At 72.7% G+C, this 25,190-nt stretch carries 22 protein-coding genes, 1 tRNA gene and 1 pseudogene; 18 read left to right on the forward strand and 6 right to left on the reverse strand.

Annotation, left to right across the window (positions count from 1 at the left end; genetic code table 11):
- Positions 1-48: 48 nt before the first annotated feature.
- Positions 49-666 carry a TetR family transcriptional regulator C-terminal domain-containing protein gene (locus tag ACLF5H_RS20640; protein WP_421677479.1) on the reverse strand — a complete coding sequence of 206 codons (618 nt, stop codon included), beginning with the start codon at positions 664-666 and terminating at the stop codon, positions 49-51.
- 4 nt (positions 667-670) lie between these two features.
- The gene (locus tag ACLF5H_RS20645) at positions 671-1,864 is read right to left on the reverse strand and encodes a Glu/Leu/Phe/Val dehydrogenase dimerization domain-containing protein (RefSeq protein WP_421677480.1); all 1,194 of its coding nucleotides are present in this window, start codon (positions 1,862-1,864) and stop codon (positions 671-673) included.
- Positions 1,865-2,026: 162 nt separating this feature from the next.
- Between ACLF5H_RS20645 and ACLF5H_RS20650 the strand changes: the two genes are divergently transcribed.
- The 11 genes and pseudogenes from ACLF5H_RS20650 to ACLF5H_RS20700 all read left to right on the forward strand — a co-directional run bounded on the left by ACLF5H_RS20650 (position 2,027) and on the right by ACLF5H_RS20700 (position 12,715).
- On the forward strand, positions 2,027-3,193 hold the full coding sequence (locus ACLF5H_RS20650; protein WP_421677481.1) for an MBL fold metallo-hydrolase: 1,167 nt from the start codon (positions 2,027-2,029) through the stop codon (positions 3,191-3,193).
- A 386-nt stretch (positions 3,194-3,579) separates the two neighbouring features.
- Positions 3,580-5,285, forward strand: a pseudogene (locus ACLF5H_RS20655) (sensor histidine kinase).
- 100 nt (positions 5,286-5,385) lie between these two features.
- Entirely contained in the window at positions 5,386-5,820 is a 435-nt protein-coding gene (locus ACLF5H_RS20660; RefSeq protein ID WP_037657417.1) for a roadblock/LC7 domain-containing protein, read from the forward strand.
- 2 nt (positions 5,821-5,822) lie between these two features.
- A complete protein-coding gene (locus ACLF5H_RS20665) occupies positions 5,823-6,194 on the forward strand; it encodes a DUF742 domain-containing protein (RefSeq protein WP_037657415.1) in 372 nt (123 codons plus the stop codon).
- A complete protein-coding gene (locus ACLF5H_RS20670; RefSeq protein ID WP_037657413.1) occupies positions 6,172-6,774 on the forward strand; it encodes a GTP-binding protein in 603 nt (200 codons plus the stop codon). Before ACLF5H_RS20665 ends, ACLF5H_RS20670 begins: the two co-directional genes overlap by 23 nt.
- 62 nt (positions 6,775-6,836) lie before the next feature.
- A complete protein-coding gene (locus tag ACLF5H_RS20675; RefSeq protein WP_421677482.1) occupies positions 6,837-7,412 on the forward strand; it encodes a GAF domain-containing protein in 576 nt (191 codons plus the stop codon).
- Positions 7,413-7,608: 196 nt separating this feature from the next.
- On the forward strand, positions 7,609-8,637 hold the full coding sequence (gene tdh / locus ACLF5H_RS20680) for an L-threonine 3-dehydrogenase (RefSeq protein ID WP_421677483.1): 1,029 nt from the start codon (positions 7,609-7,611) through the stop codon (positions 8,635-8,637).
- A gap of 90 nt (positions 8,638-8,727) precedes the next feature.
- Entirely contained in the window at positions 8,728-9,921 is a 1,194-nt protein-coding gene (locus tag ACLF5H_RS20685) for a glycine C-acetyltransferase (protein WP_421677484.1), read from the forward strand.
- 31 nt (positions 9,922-9,952) lie between these two features.
- Positions 9,953-10,855: a LysR family transcriptional regulator gene (locus ACLF5H_RS20690; RefSeq protein ID WP_421677485.1), complete on the forward strand. Its 903-nt coding sequence runs from the start codon at positions 9,953-9,955 to the stop codon at positions 10,853-10,855.
- A 40-nt stretch (positions 10,856-10,895) separates the two neighbouring features.
- On the forward strand, positions 10,896-11,255 hold the full coding sequence (locus ACLF5H_RS20695) for an MmcQ/YjbR family DNA-binding protein (RefSeq protein WP_421677486.1): 360 nt from the start codon (positions 10,896-10,898) through the stop codon (positions 11,253-11,255).
- A gap of 272 nt (positions 11,256-11,527) precedes the next feature.
- Entirely contained in the window at positions 11,528-12,715 is a 1,188-nt protein-coding gene (locus ACLF5H_RS20700) for an MFS transporter (protein WP_421677487.1), read from the forward strand.
- A gap of 24 nt (positions 12,716-12,739) precedes the next feature.
- Here ACLF5H_RS20700 and ACLF5H_RS20705 read toward each other — a convergent pair whose 3' ends face one another.
- Both ACLF5H_RS20705 and ACLF5H_RS20710 read right to left on the reverse strand, forming a co-directional pair.
- A complete protein-coding gene (locus ACLF5H_RS20705) occupies positions 12,740-13,651 on the reverse strand; it encodes a transketolase family protein (RefSeq protein WP_421677488.1) in 912 nt (303 codons plus the stop codon).
- A 122-nt stretch (positions 13,652-13,773) separates the two neighbouring features.
- Positions 13,774-14,481 carry a transketolase gene (locus ACLF5H_RS20710; RefSeq protein WP_421677489.1) on the reverse strand — a complete coding sequence of 236 codons (708 nt, stop codon included), beginning with the start codon at positions 14,479-14,481 and terminating at the stop codon, positions 13,774-13,776.
- A gap of 126 nt (positions 14,482-14,607) precedes the next feature.
- On the opposite strand from ACLF5H_RS20710, the gene ACLF5H_RS20715 reads away from it, so the two are divergent.
- A tRNA-Pro gene (locus tag ACLF5H_RS20715) sits at positions 14,608-14,681 on the forward strand.
- A gap of 120 nt (positions 14,682-14,801) precedes the next feature.
- On the opposite strand, the gene ACLF5H_RS20720 is transcribed toward ACLF5H_RS20715, so the two are convergent.
- Together ACLF5H_RS20720 and ACLF5H_RS20725 are read right to left on the reverse strand one after the other, a co-directional pair.
- Positions 14,802-16,265, reverse strand: coding sequence for a sensor histidine kinase (locus tag ACLF5H_RS20720; protein ID WP_421677490.1), 1,464 nt, complete (start codon positions 16,263-16,265; stop codon positions 14,802-14,804).
- The gene (locus ACLF5H_RS20725) at positions 16,262-17,023 is read right to left on the reverse strand and encodes a response regulator transcription factor (protein ID WP_421677491.1); all 762 of its coding nucleotides are present in this window, start codon (positions 17,021-17,023) and stop codon (positions 16,262-16,264) included. The genes ACLF5H_RS20720 and ACLF5H_RS20725 overlap by 4 nt, the downstream gene beginning before the upstream one ends.
- Positions 17,024-17,432: 409 nt before the next feature.
- On the opposite strand from ACLF5H_RS20725, the gene ACLF5H_RS20730 reads away from it, so the two are divergent.
- Genes ACLF5H_RS20730 through ACLF5H_RS20755 form a run of 6 tightly spaced genes read left to right on the forward strand, consistent with a single transcriptional unit; the run spans position 17,433 to position 25,159 of the window.
- Positions 17,433-19,007 carry an IucA/IucC family protein gene (locus tag ACLF5H_RS20730; protein ID WP_421677492.1) on the forward strand — a complete coding sequence of 525 codons (1,575 nt, stop codon included), beginning with the start codon at positions 17,433-17,435 and terminating at the stop codon, positions 19,005-19,007.
- A 37-nt stretch (positions 19,008-19,044) separates the two neighbouring features.
- A complete protein-coding gene (locus tag ACLF5H_RS20735; RefSeq protein WP_421677493.1) occupies positions 19,045-20,754 on the forward strand; it encodes an IucA/IucC family protein in 1,710 nt (569 codons plus the stop codon).
- The gene (locus ACLF5H_RS20740) at positions 20,751-22,001 is read left to right on the forward strand and encodes a type III PLP-dependent enzyme (RefSeq protein ID WP_421677494.1); all 1,251 of its coding nucleotides are present in this window, start codon (positions 20,751-20,753) and stop codon (positions 21,999-22,001) included. The genes ACLF5H_RS20735 and ACLF5H_RS20740 overlap by 4 nt, the downstream gene beginning before the upstream one ends.
- A complete protein-coding gene (locus ACLF5H_RS20745) occupies positions 21,998-23,206 on the forward strand; it encodes an MFS transporter (protein ID WP_421677495.1) in 1,209 nt (402 codons plus the stop codon). Before ACLF5H_RS20740 ends, ACLF5H_RS20745 begins: the two co-directional genes overlap by 4 nt.
- Positions 23,207-23,246: 40 nt before the next feature.
- A complete protein-coding gene (locus tag ACLF5H_RS20750) occupies positions 23,247-23,900 on the forward strand; it encodes a response regulator transcription factor (RefSeq protein ID WP_421677496.1) in 654 nt (217 codons plus the stop codon).
- Entirely contained in the window at positions 23,891-25,159 is a 1,269-nt protein-coding gene (locus ACLF5H_RS20755; protein WP_421677497.1) for an ATP-binding protein, read from the forward strand. Before ACLF5H_RS20750 ends, ACLF5H_RS20755 begins: the two co-directional genes overlap by 10 nt.
- Positions 25,160-25,190: the final 31 nt, after the last annotated feature.

Consider the following 25,190-nt stretch of genomic DNA (forward strand, 5'->3'; position numbering starts at 1 on the left):
ACACCGGTCGACCCCGCCGGTCGAACCCGCCGGTCGAACCCGTCCGGGTCAGACCCGCCCCCTCAACTCCTCCCGCTCCACCCCGAGTTCCCGGGCCAGCGCCTCGTCCACCCACTCCCGCGCCCGCGCCCGCGGCACCGAGCCGGGACAGGAGGTGAGCTGGACGGCGAGGCCGTCGAGGAGGGCGGTCAGGCGCAGGGCCGTGGCCGGGGGGTCGGGGCAGGTGAACTCGCCGTTGGTGACGCCCTCGGCGATGACCTCGGCGAGGGCCGCCTTCCAGCGGCGGTCCAGATCGCGGGTGACCTCGCGCAGCGCGGGTTCGCGCAGGGCGACGGCCCAGCCCTCGATCCACAGCCGCCAGCCCTTGGCCTGACCGGTCGGCGCGTACCAGCGCACCGCGGCCCGCAGCCGCCGCAGCGCGGTCGTCCGCCGCCCGAGCAGCTTGCGCAGCTGCGCGAGATCGCCCTCGGCGGCGTGCGCGAACGCGGCGGCGACCAGCTTCTCCTTGGTCGAGAAGTGGTACAGCACCAGCGCGTTGCTCACCCCGAGCGCGGCCGCCACATCGGCGATCCTGACCGCCGCCACGCCCCGCGCCTCGATCTGCTCGACGGCGGCCCGCAGCAGCTCCCCCTGCCGCTCGGCCACGCTCAACCGCACTCTCGCCACCCGGTCACCCTAGTGCGTTATGCCGATACGACCCGAACCGCTCCGCCAGCACCGGCAGCCGGTCGGCCACCACGGCATGGGCCGCCGCGCGGGGTGTCGTACCGTCGCGCTCCGCCCGGTCGAGGGTCAGCGTGAGCAGGGCCCGCATCGCGCGGCGGATCTGGGCGAACGCCGCGTCCGCGTCGGCGCCGATGTCGCCGAACAGGGTCCACCACCACCACGCGTTCGTCGCCGAGTTGACCACCACGTCCGGCAGCACGGTCACCCCGCGCGCGGCCAGCAGCGCCTCCGCCTCGGGCAGCACGGGCATGTTGGCCGCCTCCGCGATCCAACGGGCCCTGATCCGGGCCTGGTTCGCGGGGGTGACGGCGTACGACACGGCCGCGGGCACCAGGACCTCCGCGTCCGCCGCCAGCCAGGCGTCACCGGGCAACCGCCGGTCGGCGGGGCGCAGCACGGAGCGGTCGACCGTGCCGTAGCCGTCCCGCGCGGCGAGCAGCGCCTCGACGTCGAGGCCGTCCGGGTTGGCGATCGTCCCCTCGACGTCGGCGACCGCGACCACCCGCAGGCCCGCCCGGGCGAGGAAGCGCGCCGTCGCCCCGCCCATGGTGCCGAGGCCCTGCACGGCGACCCGCGTCCCCCGGTACGGCACCCCCGCGCGGTCCAGCGCGGTGAGCACCGACTCGGCCACCCCGCAGCCCCCGGCCAGCTCGTCCAGGCCGATGCCGTCCACCTCGACGGCGAAGGCGTCCGCGAGCCGCGCCCGGGCCGCCGCCTCGTCGTCCAGCAGCGGATACACCGCCTGCACGGTGGAGACCAGGCCCGCCTCGGCCGCCGCCCGGTCCACCAGGTCCTGGGTGAGACCCAGGTCCTCACCGGTCGTCCAGCAGCTCTCGACGTACGGCCGCACCGCGCGCAGATAGCGCACCAGCAGCCCGTACGCCGCCGGGTCGCGCGGATCGCAGTCGATGCCGCCCTTCGCGCCGCCGAGGGGGACGTAGCGGCTCTCGGGGTCGTAGTGCAGGGCCTCCTTCATGGTCATGCCCCGGGCCAGGCCCGCGACCTCCTCCAGCGTGCAGCCGGGGCGCATCCGCAGCCCGCCGCTGGACACACCCCGCACCAGCCGGTCCACGACGAGGAAGCCCCGCCGGCCGGTGACATGGTCGGTCCAGGTGAGGGAGATCAAGGGGGCGGTCATCGGTGCTTCCTCGGAGTCGGCATCACTGAATGCCGAGTCAGTATTGGCGGAGGTCCCGCGATCGTCAACGTACTGAATGGGTGTTCAGTAGTGCCGGGCCGTTCCCGGGTTGTCGGATGGGCCGACCATAATGGGGGGCCCAGCACTCCACCGGGAGGTACCGTGACCGGTCCGCGTTCCTCGTCCCCAGGGCCCCGTGTGCCGCGCCCCGCGGCCTTCGGTGTGGACCCGGGCGGTGAGCGCCTGGCACGCATCCGCCGCTCCCCGCACTTCAAGGACGGCGTCTTCCAGAACCCCGGCGGCCCCGCGCGCACCCGGCCCTCCGGCTCCACGCTGGACTTCGCGAAGGTCTTCTTCGACAAGGAGACCCGGCCGCTGCGCGCCCCCAGGGGCACGGTGCCGGTGCACCCCACGACCTTCGCCGACCTCACCCGGCCGCCCGCCACGGGCCTGCGGCTGACCTGGACGGGGCACTCCAGCGTGCTCGCCGAGATCGACGGCCACCGGGTGCTGTTCGACCCGGTGTGGGGCGAGCGCTGCTCCCCGTTCCCCTTCGCCGGGCCCAAGCGGCTGCACCCCGTGCCGCTGCCGCTCGCCGCGCTCGGGGACGTCGACGTGGTGGTGATCTCCCACGACCACTACGACCATCTCGATCTGCCCACCATCAAGGCGCTGGCCGGCACCGACACCGTCTTCGCCGTGCCGCTCGGCGTGGGCGCCCACCTCGAACACTGGGGCGTCCGTCCGGACCGGCTGCGCGAACTGGACTGGCACGAGTCGACCCGGGTCGGCGGGATCACCCTCACCGCCACCCCGGCCCGCCACTTCTGCGGCCGCGGCCTGCGCAACACCCAGCACACCCTGTGGGCCTCCTGGGTCGTCGCCGGGGAGGAGCACCGGATCTACCACAGCGGGGACACCGGCTACTTCGACGGCTTCAGGGACATCGGCGCCGCCCACGGCCCGTTCGACGCCACGATGGTGCAGATCGGGGCATACAGCGAGTTCTGGCCGGACATTCACATGCGTCCGGACGAGGGGCTGCGGGCCCATCTGGACCTTCAGGGCGGCGCGCCGCACGGAGTGCTGCTCCCGATCCACTGGGGCACCTTCAACCTCGCCCCGCACCCGTGGGCCGAGCCGGGGGAGTGGACCAAGGAGGTCGCCGAGGAGGCCGGTCAGGCGGTCGCCCTGCCGCGTCCGGGCGAGCCCTTCGAGCCCGCCGGGAAGCTCCCGGCCGAGGCCTGGTGGCGAGGCGTGTCCGGCGAGGTCCGCCGCACCTGGCGCTCGGTCGGCGCCCTGGTCGCGGAGCCGCCGAAGCGCGGCTGAGGCACATTTTTTCCGGGGCGCGCGGCACGAGCGCATCGAAGGCCAAGGGGAACACGCTGAGTGACATTCGTGAGCGTCCGGGAAGGGGATCGCGCCCGCTTCGGTGAGGGGTGAAGGCTGCCGAGTCGGCGTGAGCCGAGGTTGGGGGCGGGGGGGGTGACCCTCCCGCCCCTCGCGTTCTTTCTGACCGCTTTTGATCGGATCGTATCGATCTTTTTCGACCCGATCGGAGCACAGGCGGCCCGGTTATCGGTCTTTCGTACGGAGCCTCATACCAGAGCGGGACGCTGGGCGGGGGAGTTTGGCAACTGCCCCTCGCACATGAGCCGGAGGCGACTACCGTCAGTGTCCGACCCCAGGCCCGACGGACCAGTACGAGGACGCAGATGTCTCACCTTCGCGCACCGGGCACCCGTGCCGACCGCCGGGAGGGCGGGCGGCACGGGCGGCCGGTCGCCCGACCCGCTCCCGCACTGCCCGAGACGCACATACGGCCCCAGCTGATGCGGCTCGCCGTGCTGCCCCCGCTCGCGGTCGCCCTCGGCGCCACCGCCGCCGTCCTGTTCACCATCCGCTCCACCGGCGCCCGCACCGGCCCCGTCCTGTGGGCCGTGCTCGGCGGCGCGGTCGCCGTGGCCGTCGCGGGCATCCTGATCGCCGCCGTGGCCGCCGACCGGCCCGCGCGCACGAGGGCGCCACCGCCGCCGTCGTGCGCGCCGCCCAGCTCTCCAGCCACGCGGGCAGCGAGCAGAAGCTGGAGGTCTTCGTCAACCTCGCGCGCAGGCTCCAGTCCCTCGTGCACCGCGAGATCTCCATCCTGGACGACCTGGAACACGAGATCGAGGACCCCGACCTGCTCAAGGGCCTCTTCCACGTGGACCACCTGGCCACCCGCATCCGGCGGCACGCCGAGAACCTCGCCGTGCTCGGCGGCGCCGTCTCCCGGCGCCAGTGGAGCAACCCGGTGAGCATGACCGAGGTGCTGCGCTCCGCCATCGCCGAGGTCGAGCAGTACTCCCGGGTCAAACTGGTGCCCCCGACCGACGGCGAACTGCGCGGCCACGCCGTCGCCGACGTCATCCACCTGCTCGCCGAACTCATCGAGAACGCCACGGTGTTCTCCGCCCCCGGCACCCAGGTGCTGCTGCGCGCGGGCCTCGTCACCGCCGGGCTCGCCGTCGAGGTCGAGGACCGCGGACTCGGCATGCCCGTCGGCGAACAGGCCCGGATGAACGCCCTGTTGGCCGACCCCGACCAGGTCAACGTCGCCAGCCTGCTGGCCGACGGCCGCATCGGCCTCTACGTCGTCTCCCAGCTCGCCCGTCGGCACGGCATCGGCGTACGGCTCCAGAGCAACATCTACGGCGGGGTCCAGGCCGTACTCGTCGTACCCGAGGCGCTGTTGGGAACCCCGCAGGCGGAGCTTCCGGCGGCCGCCGTCCTGCCGCCCGCGCAGGTCCCGGTGGCACCGCCCGCCCCCCAGGCCCAGCCGGTACGGCACGCACCCGCACCCGCGCCCGCGCCGATGAGCGCGGCAACCCCCGTCGCCCACACGGACGTTCACACCCACGACGACCCGCCCCCGCTCCCCGTCCGCGGCACCCACCGCGAGCGTCCCACCCCCGCCGAGGCGGTACCCGGCATCGGGCCCCGGCACCGCGCGGCGGTCGAGGAGCACGCGGGCGTCCTGCCCGCCCCGCGCGTCGACACGGTGCGCGGCACCATGGCCAAACCCCAACTGCCGCGCCGCCGCGCCCAGGAGAACCTCGTCCCCCAGCTCCGGGGCGGCCCCGCGCCCCGCCCGGACGGCGACACCCTCGGCGGTCACGACCCCGGGCTGATGGCGGCCTTCCAGCGCGGCATCGGCCTCGCCGAGGCGGCCCGACCGGCGACGGACGGCGAACACACGCACGCCGGGCACCACGGACCCGCGGCGCCTGTCGCCTCCGCCGAGCCCGCGCGCCTGCGCGTCCTGCACCCCGATCAGGACCCACCCCAAGGGCCCCTGAAACCGGGCGACTTGAACCACTTCCACCCCGACCCGTCGTCCCTGTCCACCGGCCCCACCGAGGGAAGCGCACCGGCCGGCTGACCCCTCGTACCGGGCCCGCGCCGGGTCCCGTACCGACCCGTACCACCCCCCAACCCCCAGCGCTCCCACAGACCTTCGTACCCCAAGGAGTCGATCCACCATGGCGAGCGATGCGCCGACCGCTCACGCATCCGACCTCGACTGGCTGCTCAGCGGCCTAGTGCAGCGCGTACCGCACACCAGCAGCGCGGTGCTCCTGTCCTGCGACGGGCTGGTGAAGGCCGTGCACGGCCTCGACCCGGACAGCGCCGACCACATGGCCGCCCTCGCCTCCGGCCTGTACTCGCTCGGCCGCAGCGCGGGCGTCCGGTTCGGGGACGGCGGTGACGTACGGCAGGTCGTCGTGGAACTCGCCTCGACCCTGCTGTTCGTCACCACCGCCGGATCCGGCACCTGTCTCGCCGTGATGGCGGGCCGCGAGGCCGACGCGGCCGTGCTCGGCTACGAGATGGCGATGCTGGTCAAGAGCGTGCGCCCCTATCTGGTCACCGCCCCCAGGCAACACGCCGCCGACCCCGCGGCGCCGAGGCATTGAGCGTGGCCGCGGCCGGCGACGGGCCCTGGCTGGACGACGCGGCCGGACGGCTGGTACGCCCGTTCACGGTCAGCAACGGCCGCACCGAACCCAGCGTCGCACTCGACCTCATCTCCCAGGTGATGGCCACCGGGGTCACCCCGCTCGGCTACCTCGGCCCCGAGCACGCCCAGGCGCTCGATCTGTGCCGGGCCCCCGTCTCGGTCGCCGAGGTCGCCGCCCACCTGAAACTGCCCGCCGTGGTCACCAAGGTCCTGCTCGCGGACCTGGTCGACTGCGAAGCGCTGACCACCAAGCCCCCCGCGTTCCACCACACTCCCACCGACCGGTCCCTGCTGGAGGCAGTGCTCGATGGACTACGACGACAGCTCTGACCCGTTCCCCACCGCGCTCAAGATCCTTGTCGCGGGCGGGTTCGGGGTGGGCAAGACCACCTTCGTGGGCGCGGTCAGCGAGATCGCCCCGCTGAGCACGGAGGAGCTGCTCACCACGGTCAGCGCCGCGACCGACAGCCTCGAAGGCATCGAGAACAAGATGGAGACCACGGTCGCCATGGACTTCGGCCGGATCTCCCTCGATCCGGACCATGTGCTCTACCTGTTCGGCACCCCCGGGCAGGAGCGGTTCTGGTTCATGTGGGACGAGCTGTCCGAGGGCGCGCTCGGCGCGGTGATCCTCGCCGACACCCGCCGGCTCCAGGACTGCTTCGCCGCCGTGGACTTCTTCGAGGAACGCGGACTCGGCTTCATCGTCGCCGTCAACGAGTTCGACGGAGGGCACCGCTACGACACCGAGGAGGTGCGCGCCGCCATCGACCTCGACCCCGAGGTGCCCGTCGTGCGCTGCGACGCCCGGATCTCCAGCTCCGGCGTCGGTACCCTGCTGGCCCTCGTCCGCCATCTGCTCGCCCACACCCCGGAGCACGCGCCGAGCCACGGCGCCGCGCACCGGTGAACCCGCCCGACCGCCCACGGAGTTCCCCAGATGAGGCACCCGCACAGCGACGGAGCCCGGCCATGAGCTACGAGCCGCCCCGGCCGGTCCGCGGTCTGCTGCTCACCCCCGAGGACAAGGAGGCACCCGCCCGCGTCCGGCGGCTGCGGGCGCTCGGCCTCGGGGAGCGCCCCGACCCCGCGCTCGACGCCTTCGCGGACCATCTCGCCCGCCGCATCGGCGCGCCCTACGCCATGGTCAACTTCATCGGCGAGGAACGGCAGTTCTTCGCCGGTCTGCGCGTCCCCGCCGTCGCCCCGGTCCTGCGGCCGGACGGCAGCGGGGCGCAGTGGGGCCGGACGCTGCCCCGCGACCACGGGTTCTGCCCCCATGTGGTGGTCCGCCGCAAGGCCCTGGTCCTGGAGGACGTCCGGGACTACCCCCGCTTCGCGGGCAACCCGGTCGTGGATGAGTACGGCATCCGCTCCTACCTCGGCGCCCCGCTCCTCGACGGCACCGGCATGGCGCTCGGCACCGTGTGCGCCGCCGACACCGGGCCGCGCGCCTGGGGCAGGGACGGACTGGAGACGATCAAGGCGCTGGCCGCCGAACTCGTCATACGGATCGAACGCAGCGCACGGGACGGGCTGCCCATCTGAGAATCGGCTCATGTGAGAAACCGTTCCTGTGACAAGAGGGGCGTGAAGGAAAGCTGAGGCGGCGGTTAAGAAAAGCTCGATGGATTACGGCGCGTCCATGCGGCAGATTGCAGGGTGATTCCACTTATCTGACCCGGTGCGGGCGCGGCCCTTCGGCATGCCCGCGTACGGGACCTCACCCACAGGAGCCGCACGAGTGAAGGCGCTGGTCAAGGACAAGGCGGAGCCCGGACTCTGGCTGACGGACGTCCCGGAGCCCGCGATCGGGGCCGACGACGTACTGATCAAGGTCCAGCGGACCGGTATCTGCGGCACCGACCTGCACATCCGGGCCTGGGACGGCTGGGCGCAGCAGGCGATCAGCACCCCGCTGGTGCTCGGGCACGAGTTCGTCGGCGAGGTCGTGGAGGTCGGCGGGGGCGTCACCGACGTCCAGATCGGCGACCGGGTCAGCGGCGAGGGCCATCTGGTGTGCGGCAAGTGCCGCAACTGCCTGGCCGGGCGCCGCCATCTGTGCCGGGCCACCGTCGGTCTCGGCGTCGGCCGCGACGGCGCGTTCGCCGAGTACGTCGCCCTGCCCGCGAGCAACGTCTGGGTGCACCGCGTCCCGGTCGACCTCGATGTCGCCGCGATCTTCGACCCGTTCGGCAACGCCGTGCACACCGCGCTGTCCTTCCCGCTGGTCGGCGAGGACGTCCTGATCACCGGCGCGGGACCGATCGGCCTGATGGCCGCCGCCGTCGCCCGGCACGCGGGCGCCCGCAATGTCGTCGTCACCGACGTCAGCGAGGAACGCCTCCAGCTGGCCCGCAAGATCGGCGTGAGCCTCGCGCTGAACGTCGCCGAGACCACCATCGCCGACGGACAGCGGGAGCTGGGGCTGCGCGAGGGCTTCGACATCGGCCTGGAGATGTCCGGCAGGGCCGAGGCCATGCGCGACATGATCGCCAACATGACGCACGGCGGCCGGATCGCCATGCTCGGCCTGCCCGCCCAGGAGTTCCCCGTCGACTGGGCCCGGGTCGTCACCTCGATGATCACGATCAAGGGCATCTACGGCCGCGAGATGTTCGAGACCTGGTACGCGATGTCGGTGCTGCTGGAGGGTGGCCTCGACCTCGCCCCCGTGATCACCGGCCGGTACGACTACCGCGATTTCGAGTCGGCCTTCGCGGACGCCGCCAGCGGCAAGGGCGGCAAGGTCATCCTCGACTGGACCGCGTAACCCGACCGGACCGCGTATCCCGCCCGGACCGCGTAAGCCGTACCTCACCCGCTCGGCGTACGCCATCCGCATCACCTAGGAGCTTCAGTCATGTTCGAGACCGTCCGCGACGATCTGCGCACCACCCTCGACGAGATCCGCGCCGCCGGCCTGCACAAGCCCGAACGGGTCATCGGCAGCCCGCAGTCGGCGACCGTCAGCGTCACCTCCGGCGGCCGCCCCGGCGAGGTCCTCAACTTCTGCGCCAACAACTACCTCGGCCTCGCCGACCACCCCGAGGTGATCGCCGCCGCCCACGAGGCCCTGGACCGCTGGGGCTACGGCATGGCCTCCGTCCGCTTCATCTGCGGCACCCAGGAGGTGCACAAGGAGCTGGAGGAGCGCCTCGCCGCGTTCCTCGGCCAGGAGGACACGATCCTCTACTCCTCCTGCTTCGACGCCAACGGCGGTGTCTTCGAGACCCTGCTCGGCGAGGAGGACGCGGTGATCTCCGACGCCCTCAACCACGCCTCCATCATCGACGGCATCCGGCTCTCCAAGGCCCGCCGCTACCGCTACGCCAACCGCGACCTCGCCGACCTGGAGGCGAAGCTCAAGGAGGCGTCCGGCGCCCGCCGACGGCTGATCGTCACCGACGGCGTGTTCTCCATGGACGGCTATGTCGCCCCGCTGAGCGAGATCTGCGACCTCGCCGACCGCTACGACGCGATGGTCATGGTCGACGACTCGCACGCCGTCGGCTTCGTCGGCCCGAGCGGCCGCGGCACCCCCGAGCTGCACGGCGTGATGGACCGCGTGGACATCATCACCGGCACCCTCGGCAAGGCCCTCGGCGGCGCCTCCGGCGGCTACGTCGCCGCCCGCGCCGAGATCGTCGCCCTGCTGCGCCAGCGCTCCCGCCCGTACCTCTTCTCCAACACCCTCGCCCCGGTGATCGCCGCCGCCTCCCTCAAGGTCCTCGACCTGCTGGAGTCCGCCGACGACCTGCGGGTGCGGCTGGCCGAGAACACCAAGCTGTTCCGCTCCCGGATGACCGCCGAGGGCTTCGACGTCCTCCCCGGCGACCACGCCATCGCCCCCGTGATGATCGGCGACGCGGCGCAGGCGGGCCGCATGGCCGAGCTGCTCCTGGAGCGCGGCGTGTACGTGATCGGGTTCTCCTACCCGGTCGTCCCGCAGGGCCAGGCCCGTATCCGCGTCCAGCTGTCCGCCGCGCACTCCACCGCGGACGTCAACCGCGCGGTGGACGCGTTCATCGCGGCGCGCGCGGAGCTGGCGGCCTGACCAGGGGCTGTCACCTGGGATAATCGGAGGCATGATCGAGGCACGGCGGCTCCACATCCTCCGTGCGGTGGCCGACCACCGCACGGTCACCGCGGCGGCCGCCGCCCTCTATCTCACCCCCTCCGCCGTCTCCCAGCAGCTGACCGCCCTGGAGCAGGAGACCGGCCACCGGCTGGTCGAGCGGGGCGCCAAGGGCGTACGGCTCACCCCGGCAGGCGAGATCCTGCTCGGCCACACCAACGCGGTCCTCGCCCAGCTGGAGCGCGCCGAGGCGGAACTCGCGGCGTACGGCTCGGGCGAGGCGGGCACGGTCACCGTGGCGGCCTTCGCGACCGGCATCGCCCAGGTCGTGGCCCCCGCGGTGGCCCGCCTTGCCACCACCGCGCCCGGCATCCGCATCCGCGTCCAGGACGCGGAGGGCGACGCCAGCCTGCCGATGGTCCTCGACCGGCAGGTGGACGTGGCGGTGGCCGTCGAGTACCGGGGCGCGCCGTCGGCCGACGACCCCCGGCTCACCCATGTGCCGCTGTACGCCGAGCCGTTCGACGCGGTGGTCCCGGTCGGCCACCGGCTCGCCGACGCGGCCGAGGTTCCGCTCGCGGAGCTGGCCAAGGACCCCTGGATCGGGCCCTACCCCGGCAACCCGTGCCACGACGTCGTCGTACTCGCCTGCGAGAGCGCGGGGTTCCAGCCCCGCCTCGAACACTCCTCCGACGACTTCCGCGCCGTCGTCGCCCTCGCCTCCGCCGACGCGGGGGTCGCCCTCGTCCCCCGTTCCGCCCTGCGCGGCATGGACCTCAGCGATGTGGTCGTACGCCCGGTCGACGGTGTGGCCCCCACCCGCCGGGTCTTCGCCGCGGTGCGCCGGGGCGCGGAGGGGCATCCGCTGATCAGGCCGGTGCTGGTGGCGCTGGGCGGGGCGGCGGGGGGCTGACCACCGGGCATTGTCAGTGCTCGGCGCTACGGTGCGGGGCATGCCGGATGCCGAAGCTGTACGCCGTATCGCGCTGTCCTTTCCCGACACCGCGGAGAAGACGGCCTGGAACATGCCCACCTTCCGGGTGGCCGGGAAGATGTTCGCGACCCTGCCCGAGGACGAGACGTCCGTCGCCGTGCGCTGCCCGAAGGAGGAGCGGGACGAACTGGTGCTGGCCGAGCCGGAGAAGTTCTGGATCGCCGGGCACGAGGCGCAGTTCGCCTGGATCAGGGCCCGGCTCGCGACCCTGGAGGACGAGGCCGAACTCCACGACATCCTCGCCGACTCCTGGCGCCAGGCCGCCCCACCCCGACTCCTCGAATCCCACCCGGAGTTGGGCCCCCCGCCCACCCACTGAAAATCCCGGTGGCCCGGGGCGGCCCCATGGAATGATCCCGCGCGTTCGCTAGGGAGGGAGCCGGGATGGACGGCGTCGGCACGGGCGGGTCCGCCAGAACGGCGGGCGGCCGGGACGGCCAGGACGGCGGCGGTCGGCGGGGAACGGATCCGGATGCCACGGGGGCGGGTCGGCCGGGTGAGGGGTCGGACGCCGGGGTGGCGGGTCGGCCGGGTGGGGGGCCGGGTGCGCGGGGCCGGGGTGTCTGGTCGCGGGACTTCGGGCTGTTCTTCGTGGCGCGGGCCGTGGCGCGGCTCGGGGACACCATGCTGCCGGTGGCGCTGGCCGCCGGACTGCTGGAGCGCGGCTACGGCGCGGGCGCGGTGGGGCTCGCCATGGCGGCGTCGACCGCGGCCTTCGCCGGTCTTGTCGTCTTCGGCGGGGTGATCGCCGACCGGTTCAGCACCCGCCGTCTGATGATCGGCGCCGATCTGACCCGGGTCTGCACCCAGTCCCTCGCCGCGGGCCTGTTCTTCGCCGGGCACGTGGTGCTGTGGGAACTGTGCGCCATCGGCTTTGTCAACGGCGTGGCCGCCGCCGTGTTCCAGCCCGGCGTGGCCAGCACGCTGCCCCGGCTCGCCGCCGACGTCCAGGGTGCCAACGCGGCCATCCGTATCGCCGAGTCCGCCGCCCAGCTCGCCGGTCCGGCCTTCGCCGGACTCCTCGTCGGCTTCGCCTCGCCCGGCGGGGTGTTCGCCGCCCACGCCGGGACCTACGCGGTCAGCGCCCTGTGCCTGCTGCTGCTCCGGCTGCGCCCGCTGCCCCCGGACACCCTCGTCGCCACCGGCCGTGCCCTGCGCGACTTCCGCACCGATCTGGTGCGCGGCTGGCGGGAGTTCACTTCCCGGACCTGGCTGTGGTCCGTGATCGCCATCTGGTGCCTGTACATGATCGCGGTGAACGGCCCGGTCGTCCCGCTGGTCGCCACCGAGGTCGTCCAGCACCACGGTGCCCGCGCCTACGGCCTGGTCAACTCCGGCCTCGGCGCCGGCACCGTCGCGGGCGGCCTGCTCGCCCTGCGGCTGCGCCCCCGCCGCATGCTCAGGGCGGGCGCGCTGTCCCTGTGCCTGTACTTCACCTTCCCGGGCGCCGTCGGCCTCGGTCTCGGCGTCCCGGCCATGTCGGCGGGCGCCGCGCTCGCCGGAGCCGGGATGTCCTTCTGGGGCGTGATGTGGGCGACGAGCGTCCTGACCCAGGTCCCGCCCGAGACCCTCAACCGCATCCACGCCTACGACGTCGCGGGTTCCCTCGCCATGATGCCGGTCGGCCAGGCCCTCGCGGGCCCGGCGGCCGTACTGCTGGGCGCCGACCGCGTACTGCTGGTCGCCGCGGTGACCAGCCTCGCCGTGGTCGCCCTGCTCCTCGCCGTCCCCGCGATACGCGACCTGGTACGAGCGGACGCGTCCCCGGCACCGAGCTGACTCCGCATCGCGCCCGCCCCCCCCTCACGCCCCGGCGCGCGCCCCCAGGAACCCCCCGATCCGCTCCCGCAGGCTCCGCGCGTCCAGGCCGTGCGCGGCGGTGTGCTCCTCGACGGTGCCGTAACGGCGCAGCTCCCGGCGGCCGACCCCGAGGCCGAGGACCCGGTGCGGGAGGTCCGCGAGGGCGTCGTTCACGGTGGCGGTCGACGTGCCCGCGAGATACGGCTCGACCAGCACCACATCCGTCCCCGCGGCGCCGGCCGCCCGGCGCAGCCCGGCCGCGTCGAAGGGTCGTACGGTCGTCGCGTACAGCACGGCCGCATCCATGCCCTCCGTCGCGTCCAGCACCGCGTCCAGCAGCGGTCCCACCGCGATCACCACACCGGACCGCCCCTCCCGTACGGTCACGAACCGCTCGCCGTCGACCGGCCGCGCCCGCCGGTTGGACTGCGCGGACAGTCGTACGTACACCCGGTCGTCGCCCGCCGCGACCGCGTGCCGCAGCAGGGTCCCGGCCTCGTCGGGGTGGCCCGGCACATGGACGGTCCAGCCGTCCAGGGTGTCCAACAGGGCCACGTCACCCGGCGCCATATGGGTGAACCCACCGGCCGGCCAGTCGTAGGAGGCGGCGGCGCTCACCAGTACCGCCCCCGTGCCCTGATGCCCGAAGTCCAGCTTGACCTGCTCGAACGGCCGCTCCACCAGAAAACTGGCGAACGTGTGCACGACGGGCCGCAGCCCGGTCAGCGCCATCCCGGCAGCCGCCCCCACCAGCAGCTGCTCGCGGATGCCGACGTTGACCACCCGCTCGGGATGCCGGGCGGCGGCCTCGGTGAAGGCGTCCTTGCCGATCTCGGCGAGGACCACCGCGACCCGCGGGTCCTCGTCCAGGAGCCGGGAGACGACGGGAGCGAAACGGTCGCGCATGGTGTCCATGGAGATATCGCCCTTTCGGAGCGTGCGGAAAAGCCGGAGCGTGCGGGAAGGCCGGAGCGTCAGGAGGAATGGAGCGGCGTCAGAGGGAACGGGGGGTCGGGAGAAGGGGGGGGGCGGGGCGGTCAGGCGTTCTTCGGCTCGACCCGGGCCACGACCACGTGCGGCCGCCCCGGATGCGGCGCCGTGAACGCCTCGTACAGGGCCGTGTGGTCCCGCCCGTCGACGGTCGCCGCCGACCAGCCCGCGGCCTCGAACCGGGCGGCGATCCCGCCGGGCCGGGCATGGCTGGCGGAGGAGTTGTCCACCACGACGGTGTGCAGCCGGTCCAGTCCCGCGGGCCCCGCGAAGGCGATGGCCTCGTGATTGCTGCCCTCGTCCAGCTCGGCGTCCCCGATCAGCACCCAGACCGCCGGATCGGCGAGACCCTGGGCCCGTAGCCCCAGCGCGGTCCCCACGCCGATGGGCAGCCCGTGCCCGAGCGACCCGCTGCCGATCTCCGCCCCCGGCACCAGCACCCGGTCCGGGTGGTGGCCGAGCGGGGAGTCGTACCCGCCGAACCCGGGCAGCCACTCGACCGGCAGGAACCCCTTGGCGGCCAGCACCGCGTAGTACGCCATCGGCCCGTGCCCCTTGCTCAGCAGGAACCGGTCCCGGCCCGGCTCCGCCGTCCGCTCCGGCGTGACGCGCAGCACCCGGTCGTAGAGCACCCACAGCACATCGAGCGTGGAGGTGGCCGCCGGGCCGTGCTTCTCGTCCCCGGTCATCAGCCCCATCAGCCGGGGCAGGTCGGCGTACGCGTGGGTGCGGTGGTCGTCCGCTGTGATCGTCATGTACGACAGCGTGCAACCTCGACCAAACTTGAGGTCAACCCCAGGAAGTCGTGCGCGATCACCGAGCCGAGTGCGGTATTGTTTCCCTGCACGTTGCGACCGGGGAAACCGCAGGTCAAACGGCAACGGGACGTGGCGCAGCTTGGTAGCGCACTTGACTGGGGGTCAAGGGGTCGCAGGTTCAAATCCTGTCGTCCCGACTCGAGAGAGTCGCAGATCAAGGGGCGGTTTCGGAGAGATCCGAGACCGCCCCTTGATCATTTCCAGCGGACTCGCGCGCGGCGGGGACGGGTGCGCGATCGCAGTACAGGGCACCGCGCCTACCGTGCGGGTGTGGATCGGGTGGCCGTGTCGACGTTCGTCGCGAGGGCGAGGCGATCCTGCTGATGCCGGCGCTCGGCGTGCCGGAGGCGGACGACCGCGTCGAGTCCGCCGCCGGGGGCTGCCTCCAGGGTGACCTCGCCGCCTCCGGCGCGGGTGAGGTGCCGGACCAGCGGCAGACCGAGGCCGGTGCCGTCATGGTCGGCGTCGGCAGCTCGCCAGAAGCGGTCGAAGGCCCGGTGCCGTTCGGCCTCGGTCATGCCGGGGCCCTGGTCGATCACATGCAGCTCGGTCATGGGCGGGGTGCGGGTGCCTCGCGCGGGGGTGCTGACGACGGCCAGCGTGATCGCGGTTCCCGGTGCGGACACGCGGAGCGCGTTGGAGAGCAGGTTGTCGATGATCTGTTCCAGTGCGCCGGGGACCGCCAGTACCGGAACGGACGTGCCCGCGGGCACGATGATGTCGACCTGCTGTTCGTCGGCGAAGGCCGACCAGATGTCCGCGCGATCGGCGACGACGGCATCGAGGTCGGCGGCTTCCGCCCGGATCTCCGTGTTCTCCAGCCGTGCGAGAGCGAGCAACCCCTGCACCATGCGACTGAGCCGCTCCAGTTCGCCGAGTGCCGTGTCGAGGCTGCCCTGGGCGCAGGGGGCGAGGTGCGGCTCGAAGTTCTCCAGGCGCAGGCGTAGTGCGGTGAGGGGCGTCTTCAGCTGGTGCGACACGTCGGAGGCGAACGCCTGTTGGGTCTGCAGCAGGTGCTGAAGCCGGGTCGCGGTCCGGGTGAACGACGCGGCCAGCCGACGCAGTTCCGGTGGCCCGTGGTCGGTGGCCGGTGGATCGGTGATCCGGCCCTCGGCGAGTTGCGCGGTGGCGCGTTCCAGGGTCTGCACGGGGCGGGTGATCGAGCGCGCGAGAGCGAATCCGATCAGGGAGGCCCCGGCGAGGACGGTGAGACCGGCGGCGGCGAGGACCAGCCAGGTGGTGCGCACCCTGGTCTTGAGCGGGGCCAGCGCGTACACGGTTCGCACGACACAGGCGACGGCGGGGTCGGACCCGCCCGGCACGGTGACGGAGAGGAACTCACCGGCCGCAGGCGGGGCGCTGTGGGTGCCGACGGTGGAGCGATCGTGGAGCGCCGCGGCGATGTCCGGCTCGGCGGACAGGCCCTTGCCGACCATGGTGTGAGCGGCGGTGTCGGTGAGGGCGATGCCCCGACGGTCGGCGACGAGCACGGTGGCTCCGGTCCGCCGCGCGTACGCGCGGGCGAGGTCGGGCAGGTCGGCTGTCAGTCCGTGCTCCATCTTGTCCTCGCAGACCTCTGCGAGCGTCATCGCCCCCTGCTCCGCCGTGCGTGAGAAACGGGACAGCTCGCTTCGGGCGTAGAAGACGCCGAAGGGCACTTCGAGCGCCAGCAGGACGAGCAGTATCAGGCTCAGATGGCTGAGCAGCAGACGACGGGTCACCGGTGCTCTTCGCCGAGTGTCCGCACGGTGGCGGACGTGGTGTCGAGAGGGGCCGGGGGGACGAGGCGGAAGCCGATTCCGCGGATGTTCTCGATCCAGGACGCGTCGCCGAGTTTGCGTCGCAGCGCGGCGATGTGGACGTCCAGGGTCTTGGTGGGGCCGAAGAAATGAGGCTCCCAGACCGCGTCGAGGATCTGCCGGCGGGAGCAGACGGCGCCGGGGTCCTCCGCGAGGAAGGTGAGCAGGTCGAACTCCTTGGGCGCGAGGGCGACGGACGTCCGGTGCAGCGTTACCTGCCGGGTGCGGCAGTCGATGGTCAGCGGGCCGACCCGTCGGATGTCGGGCGTCCCGGGATGACTCGGGCCGTCGGAGGGCTTCGGGGATCCACCCTGGGGATCGGGGACCGCTGGGCGGGCGCGGCGGGTGACGGCACGGATCCGGGCGACGAGTTCCCGTACGCCGAACGGCTTGGAGACGTAGTCGTCCGCACCCAGTTCGAGACCGAGGACGCGGTCCACCTCGTCGTCCCTGGCCGTGATCATGATGATCGGTACGGACGAGCGGGATCTCAGCGTCCGGCACACATCGATGCCGTCCATGTCCGGCAGCCCCAGGTCCAGCAGTACCATCGCCACATCCGGCGCGGCGAGGCCCTCGGCCCCGGTTCTGGCGTGTTCCACGGTGAACCCGAAGCGGCGCAGCCCCTCCGCCAACGGTCCGGCCACCCGGTCGTCGTCCTCGATCAGCAAGACACGCATGCCGAAAGGCTCACAGACACCGGCCGCGGCGCGTGGGGCAAACGCCGCAAGCTCCCCCGAGCCAGTGATCTTCCACGGCCGGCTCATTCGCTGTGGCGCGACTTTCCGACGACATCAAGGGACTGGCCAGCGTTGCGTAAGCCAACAGTTAAGACGCCGTACGCCGGTACTCGGACCCCCAGGTGACAGTCGCTGCCTGATCCAAGGCCAGCCCTCAGCCCCCGGCGTCCTTCACGGCCGGATCGGCCGGAACCGCGCAGGGCGAAGGTCGTTCGAGGGATGTTCTCCACTTCTCGCTGTCTTCGCTCTGGCAATTCCCTTGATCGGCCTCCCGTAGCGTCGGTCGAGCGGTCGGTGCCACCGGAGCACCACCGGACGACCCGCCCACCGCGAGAACCAGGGACCCCCCATGCCCATTGACCAACTGCGCCGTGTCCGCCCGGACTTGGTGGAGCCATTCGCGACCGCACTCCCGGGAGCACGCGCCACCGTGCTGTCCCGGCTGTGGGGCGCCTTCGGACGAGAACCCCTGCCCGGTGTGACCAGCCGTCGTCGTGTGTCCGGCTCTTTGACCGTCGAGCTGCGAGGGGGCGGTTCACTCTCGGCGGCCGAGGCGACTGCGCGGCCGTTCGCCGACGTCCCGCAGGACTTCACCGTGTCGGGACCGCAGGGGCCGATCGGCGACCCGGCCCGGCTGCTGGGACAGCTGGGCCTGCGTACCCCCGCGGCAAAGCGGCTGGCGGCCGAACTCGACAACAGCGTCGTCAACCTGGCCCTCGCCAGGGCCGCGAACGCGGACCGTAAGGTCTCCCCGGCCGACTCCACGGACGCCGAGCAGGCGGTCGTCGACGGCCACCCGCAGCACCCCTGCTGCCGAACGCGCATTGGCATGTCGGTCGCCGACGTACTGGCCTACGCGCCCGAACACCACCCGGTCGTGCGGCTGGCGCTGCTGCGGGTGCCGGCCGACCGCTGGCGAGGCGCCGGCGACTGGCCCCGAGCCCTGCGCGACGGCGATGCCCACCTGCTGCCGGTGCACCCCTGGCAGCGCGACCACCTGCTCGGACACCACCCCGACCTGGTCCTGGCGGAGGAGACGATCGCGACCCGCCCGCTGCTGTCCCTGCGTACCCTCGCACCGCTGGACGCCCTGCCGGGCTGCCATGTCAAGACCGCGCTCGACGTCCAGGTCACCAACTACCGGCGCACCATCTCCCCGGCCGAGGTCGCCGACGGACCCCCGCTGTCCGACCTGGTCGCGGCCGTCATCGACAAGGCCGGACACGGCGGCAGCCTGCGCGTCCTGCGGGAGCTGGGCGGCGGCTCGGTGTGCGTGGACGGGCGGCCCTCCCCGAGCCTCACCGCCATGATCCGCGAATCGACCGAACAGCACCTTGCCGCGGGGGAGATCGCGGTACCGCTGACGGCCGTGCACGCGACCGGAGCCGCCATGGTGGCGGGGGACCCCGTGCGCTGGCTGGCGGACCTCGCCGGTCTCGTCCTGCCGCCGACCCTGACGCTGCTGTCCATGGGGGTGGCGCTGGAGGCACACGGCCAGAACACGCTGGTCGTCCTGCGGAACGGGCGGCCGGTGCGGGTGCTGTACCGGGATCTGGACGGCGTACGGGTCAGCCCGCGCCGCCTGGCCCGGTGCGGTTTCACGCTGCCGCCGCTGCTCGGCGCCCGCGCCTGCGACGACATCGGCGCCCTGCGGACCAAGCTCTTCGGCGGCCTGATCAGCGGGGTCTTCAGCGAGTTGGCCGACGTCCTCGGCCGGACCCGGGCGGCCGAGCCGCGCGCGCTGTGGGGCACGGTCGCCGAGGTCGGGCGCCGCGTCTTCGCCGCCCTGCCGGACCGGGAGGACGCGGCGGCGTTCTTCGGGGACACGATGCCGCTGAAGGCGACCATCGCCATGCGCCTGTCCGAGAACCCGGGCGCCGCGCAATGGACGTCCGTTCCCAACCCCCTGGCGCTGTGCCGCTGACCTCCACAACCGTCCGCTGTCCCACTGGAGCGACCACATGACCACCGGTACGGCCCCCCACACCGATCCCGCCGCCACCGCCTCGTCCCCGACCGCGGAGCCGTCGCGGACCGCCGACCTCGTCACGACCCACACACTGCTCAACTGCCTGATCCGCGAGGTGTCCGCCCCCGAGCACCAGGTGACGGTCGTCGACGATCACCTCCTGCTACGACTGCCCCGCCGGGGCCTTCTGCTGCGTGCCGCGCTGCGCCGCATCTCGTTGATCGGGGCGCATCGCTTCCAGGGCTCGGTGCAGCGGCTCGACGGCGACAGCTGGGTGGCCGTGGACTGGCGCGAGCTGGCCGGCTGCATCCAGGACGAACTGGAACAGCGCACGGGTCTGGCCAACGAGGAATTCCTGGGCCAGGTGGCGGACAGCAGGGAGACGATCCGCGTCGTGCTCCAGGAGCGGGCGGGCGTCCGGGCGACCGCGGACCCCTACGTGGCCTCGGAGCAGTCCCTGGTGTTCGGCCACCGTTTCCACCCCGCTCCCAAGGCCCGTACCGGCGACCCGGCGGACTGGCTGGCATACGGCCCGGAGACCGGCAACCGCTTCCGCCTGCGCTACCTGGCGGTGCGCCGCCACCTCGTACGGGAGGAGGGCGAGCCGCACGCGCTGGACGCGCTGCGCCCGGTGGCCGGCGAGGAGTTCGCCGTCCTCCCCGTGCACCCCTGGCAGTACCGGCTGATGAAGGACCACGACCGGCTGCGCGAGGCGATCGCCGCGGGGGATGTCGTGGACACCGGCACGGGCGGCCCGGAGCTGGTGCCGACCGCGTCGGTGCGGACCCTGTACGCCCCCGAGAACGACACGTTCCTGAAGTTCAGCCTCAACGTCCGCCTCACCAACTGCGTCCGGAAGAACGCGAGTTACGAGCTGTCCGGGGCCGTCGCCCTCAACCGGCTGCTCCAGCCCGTCCTCGCCCGGCTCACCGACCGCTTCCCTGACTGCGCGCTCCTGGCCGAGCCCGGCTACCGCACCCTCGACCCGGGCGGCGACAGAGCCCTCCTGGAGGGCTTCGGCGTCATCGTCCGCTCCGGTCTGCGCCACCATCTGCGGCCCGGGGTCACCCCCCTGCTCGCCGCCGCGGTGGCGGACGAGTACCCGACCAGCGCGGCGCATGTCTCCCGGCTGCTCGCCCGCGGCGACGGCGACATCCTGGCCTGGTGGGACGCGTACCTCAGGCTGCTGCTGCCCCCGGTACTGGCCGCCTACTTCGAACACGGCGTCGTGCTCGAACCCCACCTGCAGAACGTCGTCGTCGGCGTCGAGGCCGACGGCACGCCCGCGCAGATGTTCTTCCGCGACCTGGAGGGCACCAAGCTCCTGCCCGGCCCTCACCGGCAGGCCCTCGCCGCCCTCCCGGCCGACGTGCGCGGTCCCCTCACCTACGACCCCGAACGCGGCTGGAACCGGGTCGCGTACTGCCTCCTCGTCAACCACACCGCCGAGACGCTCGGCGCACTGGCCGACCTCGACCCGGTGCTGGAACCCGCCCTGTGGGGCCTGGTCCGCGACCATCTCACCGGCTACGCGCGGACCGCCGGCGAACCGCCGCGCCTGCGCGCCCTGTTGTCCGGCGTACCGCTGCCGGCGAAGGCCAACCTCCTGCTGCGCTGGTCCCGCAAGGCCGACCGGCACGCCGACTACGTGCCCCTGCCCAGCCCGCTCGGCGCGGACTTCCCCCGCGAGGTGGTCCGGTGAGGCCCGAGACGTACGATCTCGTCGCCGCGCTGCCCGAGGACGAGCTGCCCGCCTACGTCTACGACCTGCCCGGGCTGCGCGCACACGTGCGGACGATCCGGGCCGCGCTGCCGGAGCGTGTCGAGTTGCTGTACGCGGCCAAGGCCAACTCCGACCCCCGCGTCCTGTGCGCCCTCGCCGAACACGTCCACGGCTTCGAGGTGGCCTCCGGCGGCGAACTGGACCACGTCCGTGCCACCGTCCCCGACGCCCTGGTCGCCTTCGGCGGTCCCGGCAAGACCCAGCAGGAGCTGGCCCGCGCACTGGACACGGGAGCCGAGCGTCTGCACATCGAGAGCGAACACGAACTCCGCCTGCTCACCACCTTGCTGGGCGACCGGGCCGTGGACGTCCTGCTGCGCGTCAACCTGCCCGTCGACGTGGGCCGGGTCGATCTGGCCATGGGCGGCGGGCCGTTCGGCATGGATCCCGTACAGCTGGACCGTTGCGTGCAAGTGCTGGAGTCGGCCCCGGGCGTCCGGCTGCGCGGCCTCCACTTCCACCTTGCCAGCGGCCTCCTGGCCCAGCCCCAACTCCTGCTCGTCGGGCAGGTTCTCGCCTGGGCCGAGAGCTGGGCCCGCGAGCGCGGAGTGGACCTGCGCGAGGTCAACGTGGGCGGCGGCATGGGCGTCGACTACACGCATCCGGCCCGGGTGTTCGACTGGGCCGCCCTCGGCGCCGGACTGCGCCGGATCCTCGCCCGCCACCCCCGCCTCACCCTGCGCATCGAGCCCGGCCGCTCGGTCACGGCGTACTGCGGCTGGTACGTCACCCAGGTCCTGGACATCAAGTTCAGCCGAGGGCACGCGTTCGCCGTGCTGCGCGGAGGCACCCACCACCTGCGCACCCCGGCCGCGAAACAGCACGACCAGCCGTTCGAGGTGATCCCCGACGACGCCTGGTCCAGGCCCTGGAACCGTCCGGAGGTCCGGGACGAGCCGGTGACACTGGTCGGTCAGCTGTGCACGCCCAAGGACGTACTGGCACGCCGGATCATGACCGAACGGCTGCGTACCGGCGACCGCGTCGCCTTCGCCATGGCCGGCGCCTACGCGTGGAACATCTCCCACCACGCGTTCCTCATGCACCCCCACCCCACCTTCCATCATGTCCACGACGCCGACGCACCCGTCGCGGGCGACACGCGTGCCCGTCGGACGTCGCGTGCCCGTCGGACGTCATCAGCGCCGTCCTCCGCCCGCCGGTGACGCACGCGCTCGCCGTCCGGGACTTCCGGCGCTACCTGTTCGGTCAGCTGGTCTCCAACATCGGCACGTGGATGCAGCGCGCCGCCCAGGACCTGCTCGTCCTCCACCTCACCGCGAACAGCGGCAGCGCGGTCGGCATCGTGACCGCGCTGCAGTTCCTGCCCCAGACGCTGCTCGGCCTGACCGGAGGGGTTCTGGCCGACCGGTATCCCAAGCGGCGGATCCTGCTCCTGACCCAGACGGTCATGGCCGCCCAGTCCCTCCTGCTGGGACTGCTCACGGTCACCGGGGCGGTGAACCTGTCGTCCCTCTACGCGCTGGCCTGCGTCCTCGGCACCGCCACCGCCGTGGACGGTCCCGCCCGCAACGCCTACCTCTGCGAACTCGTCTCCCGCGAGCGCACGGCCGGCGCGGTCAGCCTGAACGCCGCCCAGTTCAACGTGGCCCGCGCCATCGGCCCGGCCCTTGCCGGCCTGACCGTCGCGGCCTTCGGCGCGGGACCGGTGTTCCTGCTGAACACCGCCTCGTACCTGGCCGTCCTCTACGGCCTGACCACCATCCACACCGACCCGTCGGACGCCCCTTCCCGCACCCGGCCAGGACCCGTCCGAACGCGCGAGGCGCTGCGTCACATCGTCACCACCCCGGAGCTGCTCCTGCCGATCACCCTCATCGCCTTCGTGGGCACCTTCGGTCTCAACTTCCAGGTCACCATCTCGCTCGCCGCCCTCACGGTGTTCCACACGGGCGCCGCCACCTTCGGCTACCTCTCCGCCGCCTATGCCCTGGGCAGCCTCCTCGGCGCGATCTACTGGGCCAACCACCGCAAACCGCCCACCGCGCGCCGTCTGACCGGCACCACCATCGGCTTCGGCGCGCTGGAGATCGCGCAGGGCCTCATGCCGGGCTACGGCTCGTTCCTGGCCCTTCTGTTCGTCACCGGATGTCTGGCGGTGACCGTGACCACCACGGCCAACGCGCTGATCCAGCTCCATGCCGACCCGCGGGCGCGGGGCCGCGTCCTGTCCGTCTACTTCCTCGTCCTCCTCGGCGGCACCCCCATCGGCGCACCACTGGCCGGCCTGGTGTCCGACGCTCTCGGAGCCCGCTTCGCCCTGGTCCTGGGCGGCCTCGTCTCGCTCGGCGCCGGGCTCGCGCTCTCCGTCACGCGCGGTGCGGGCACGCCGTACTCTTACAACATGTAGGAGCTGCCGGGGCGGCCCCTTGCCGAGAAGGAGTGCCCGCGTGGCTTTTATTACGGTATGCGAGGATGACGCGGCTGTCCGCGACGTCCTCAAGCGTGCGCTTGAGCACGACGGCCATACGGTCGCGGCCGCTGCCACGGCGGACAGCCTGCTGCGGCACCTCGATCCGGTCCCTCAGCTGGTCGTCCTGGACCTCGGACTCCCGGACGCCGACGGCCGCGATGTCTGCCTGGCGCTGCGGGCACATGGCGTCGATGTCCCGGTACTGATGCTCACGGCTCTGGACGGCATGCAGCACAAGGTGGGCGGCTTCGAGGCGGGAGCCGACGACTACCTGACGAAACCGTTCGACATCCCGGAGCTGCTGGTGAGGGTCCGCGCCCTGCTGCGCAGGACCACCGCGACGACCCCACCGAGGGGCGTCGTGCTCGATCCCGCCAAACACGTCGTGAGCCACGGTTCGGCGAGCGAGAGCCTGACGCCGACCGAGTTCCGGTTGCTGGGCAGACTCATCGCCTCGCAGGGCGACGCCGTACGCCGCCACGCCCTCGTCGCCGCCGGCTGGCCGCACGGCGCGCAGGTCAGCGACAACACCCTCGACTCCTTCGTGCGCCGGTTGCGGACCAAACTCGGCGTGCTGGGTGTGGCCGATCGGCTGGCGACGGTCCGCGGGGTGGGCTACCGATGGCAGTGACGGGTTTCCGCGGAAGGGTCGTCGCGCTCGCGGTCCTGATCGCGACAGCGGTGGTCGCGGTGCTGGTCGTCGTCTCGCACGTGCTGCTGGGCCAGGTGACCGACGCCGACGCGAACGCGCTGGCGCACCTGCGCGCGGAAGCGGTGGCGGGGAACGTCGCCGTACGCGGCGGCCGGGTCGTGCTGATCGAGGGCGGCAACGAGGCACTGGACACGGTCTCCTGGGTGTACGCCGACGGGCACCTCATCGACGGGATCGTGCCCCCCGCCGTCCGCGACCGCGTCGACGCGCTGGTCGGCTCCGGGCGGTCCCAGACCACCACGGTCGGCAGCCACCTCCTGTACGCCCAGCCGATCCGGCTCGAAGGCCACCGCGTCATGGCGGTCGTGCGGGTGGATCTGACGCCGTACGAGACCTCGGAGCAGCGCAGCCTGACGATGTCGCTGATGCTGGGCGGCATCTCGATCCTGCTCGCGGGCGTCGTCGCACACCTCGTGGTGCGCCGCGCGCTGCGAGTGGTCCACGACATGGCCGCCCTCGCCGACGACTGGGGCGATCACGAACCCGGGCGCCGGTTCGACCTCGGCGTTCCACGCGATGAGTTCGGGGAGCTCGGGCGAACGCTGGATCGCCTGCTCGACCGCGTGGACAACGCGCTCGCGGACGAGCGCCGGCTCACCGACGAGATCGCCCATGAATTGCGGACGCCCCTGACCGCCCTGCGGGGCGAGGCGCAACTGGCACAGCTCTCCCGTCATGATCTGGCACCGGAGACCGTGCTGACCGAGGTCGACCGCCTGAACGCGGCGATCACGACGATTCTGGGCACCGCCCGGACCCGCGTCGACGGCGGTACCCGGTGCGATCTCCGGGCCGCGGCGCGCGCGGCGATCGCCGGGCGCTCCATCGAACTGGCCGTCCCCGCGGGCGTCGACGTCGCCGTGGCGAACGAACTCGTCGTGGCCGTGTTGTCGCCGCTGCTGGAGAACGGTCTGCGGCATGCGCGTTCGCGCGTGCGGATCACGGCGCGCACGCGGCCCCAGGGGGTCGTGGTCCATGTCCTCGACGACGGCCCGGGGTTCGACCCGGCGGAGGTCGACCGGGTCTTCGAAGCGGGCGTGACCGGCGGCCACGGGCACGGGTTGGGGCTGGCCGTGGTGAAGCGCCTCGCCACGTCCGCGGGCGTCGCGGTGCGTGCTTTCGCGGAGGGTCACGGTCGCGTCGAAGTGACCTTCCCCATGCCGGAGGCGATCGCGTAGTCAGGTTGTGTGCAGGTTGGCCGAGCCAGCA

The sequence above is a fragment of the Streptomyces sp. LaBMicrA B280 genome (assembly GCF_049222185.1).
In the GTDB taxonomy this organism is placed as follows: domain Bacteria; phylum Actinomycetota; class Actinomycetes; order Streptomycetales; family Streptomycetaceae; genus Streptomyces; species Streptomyces murinus.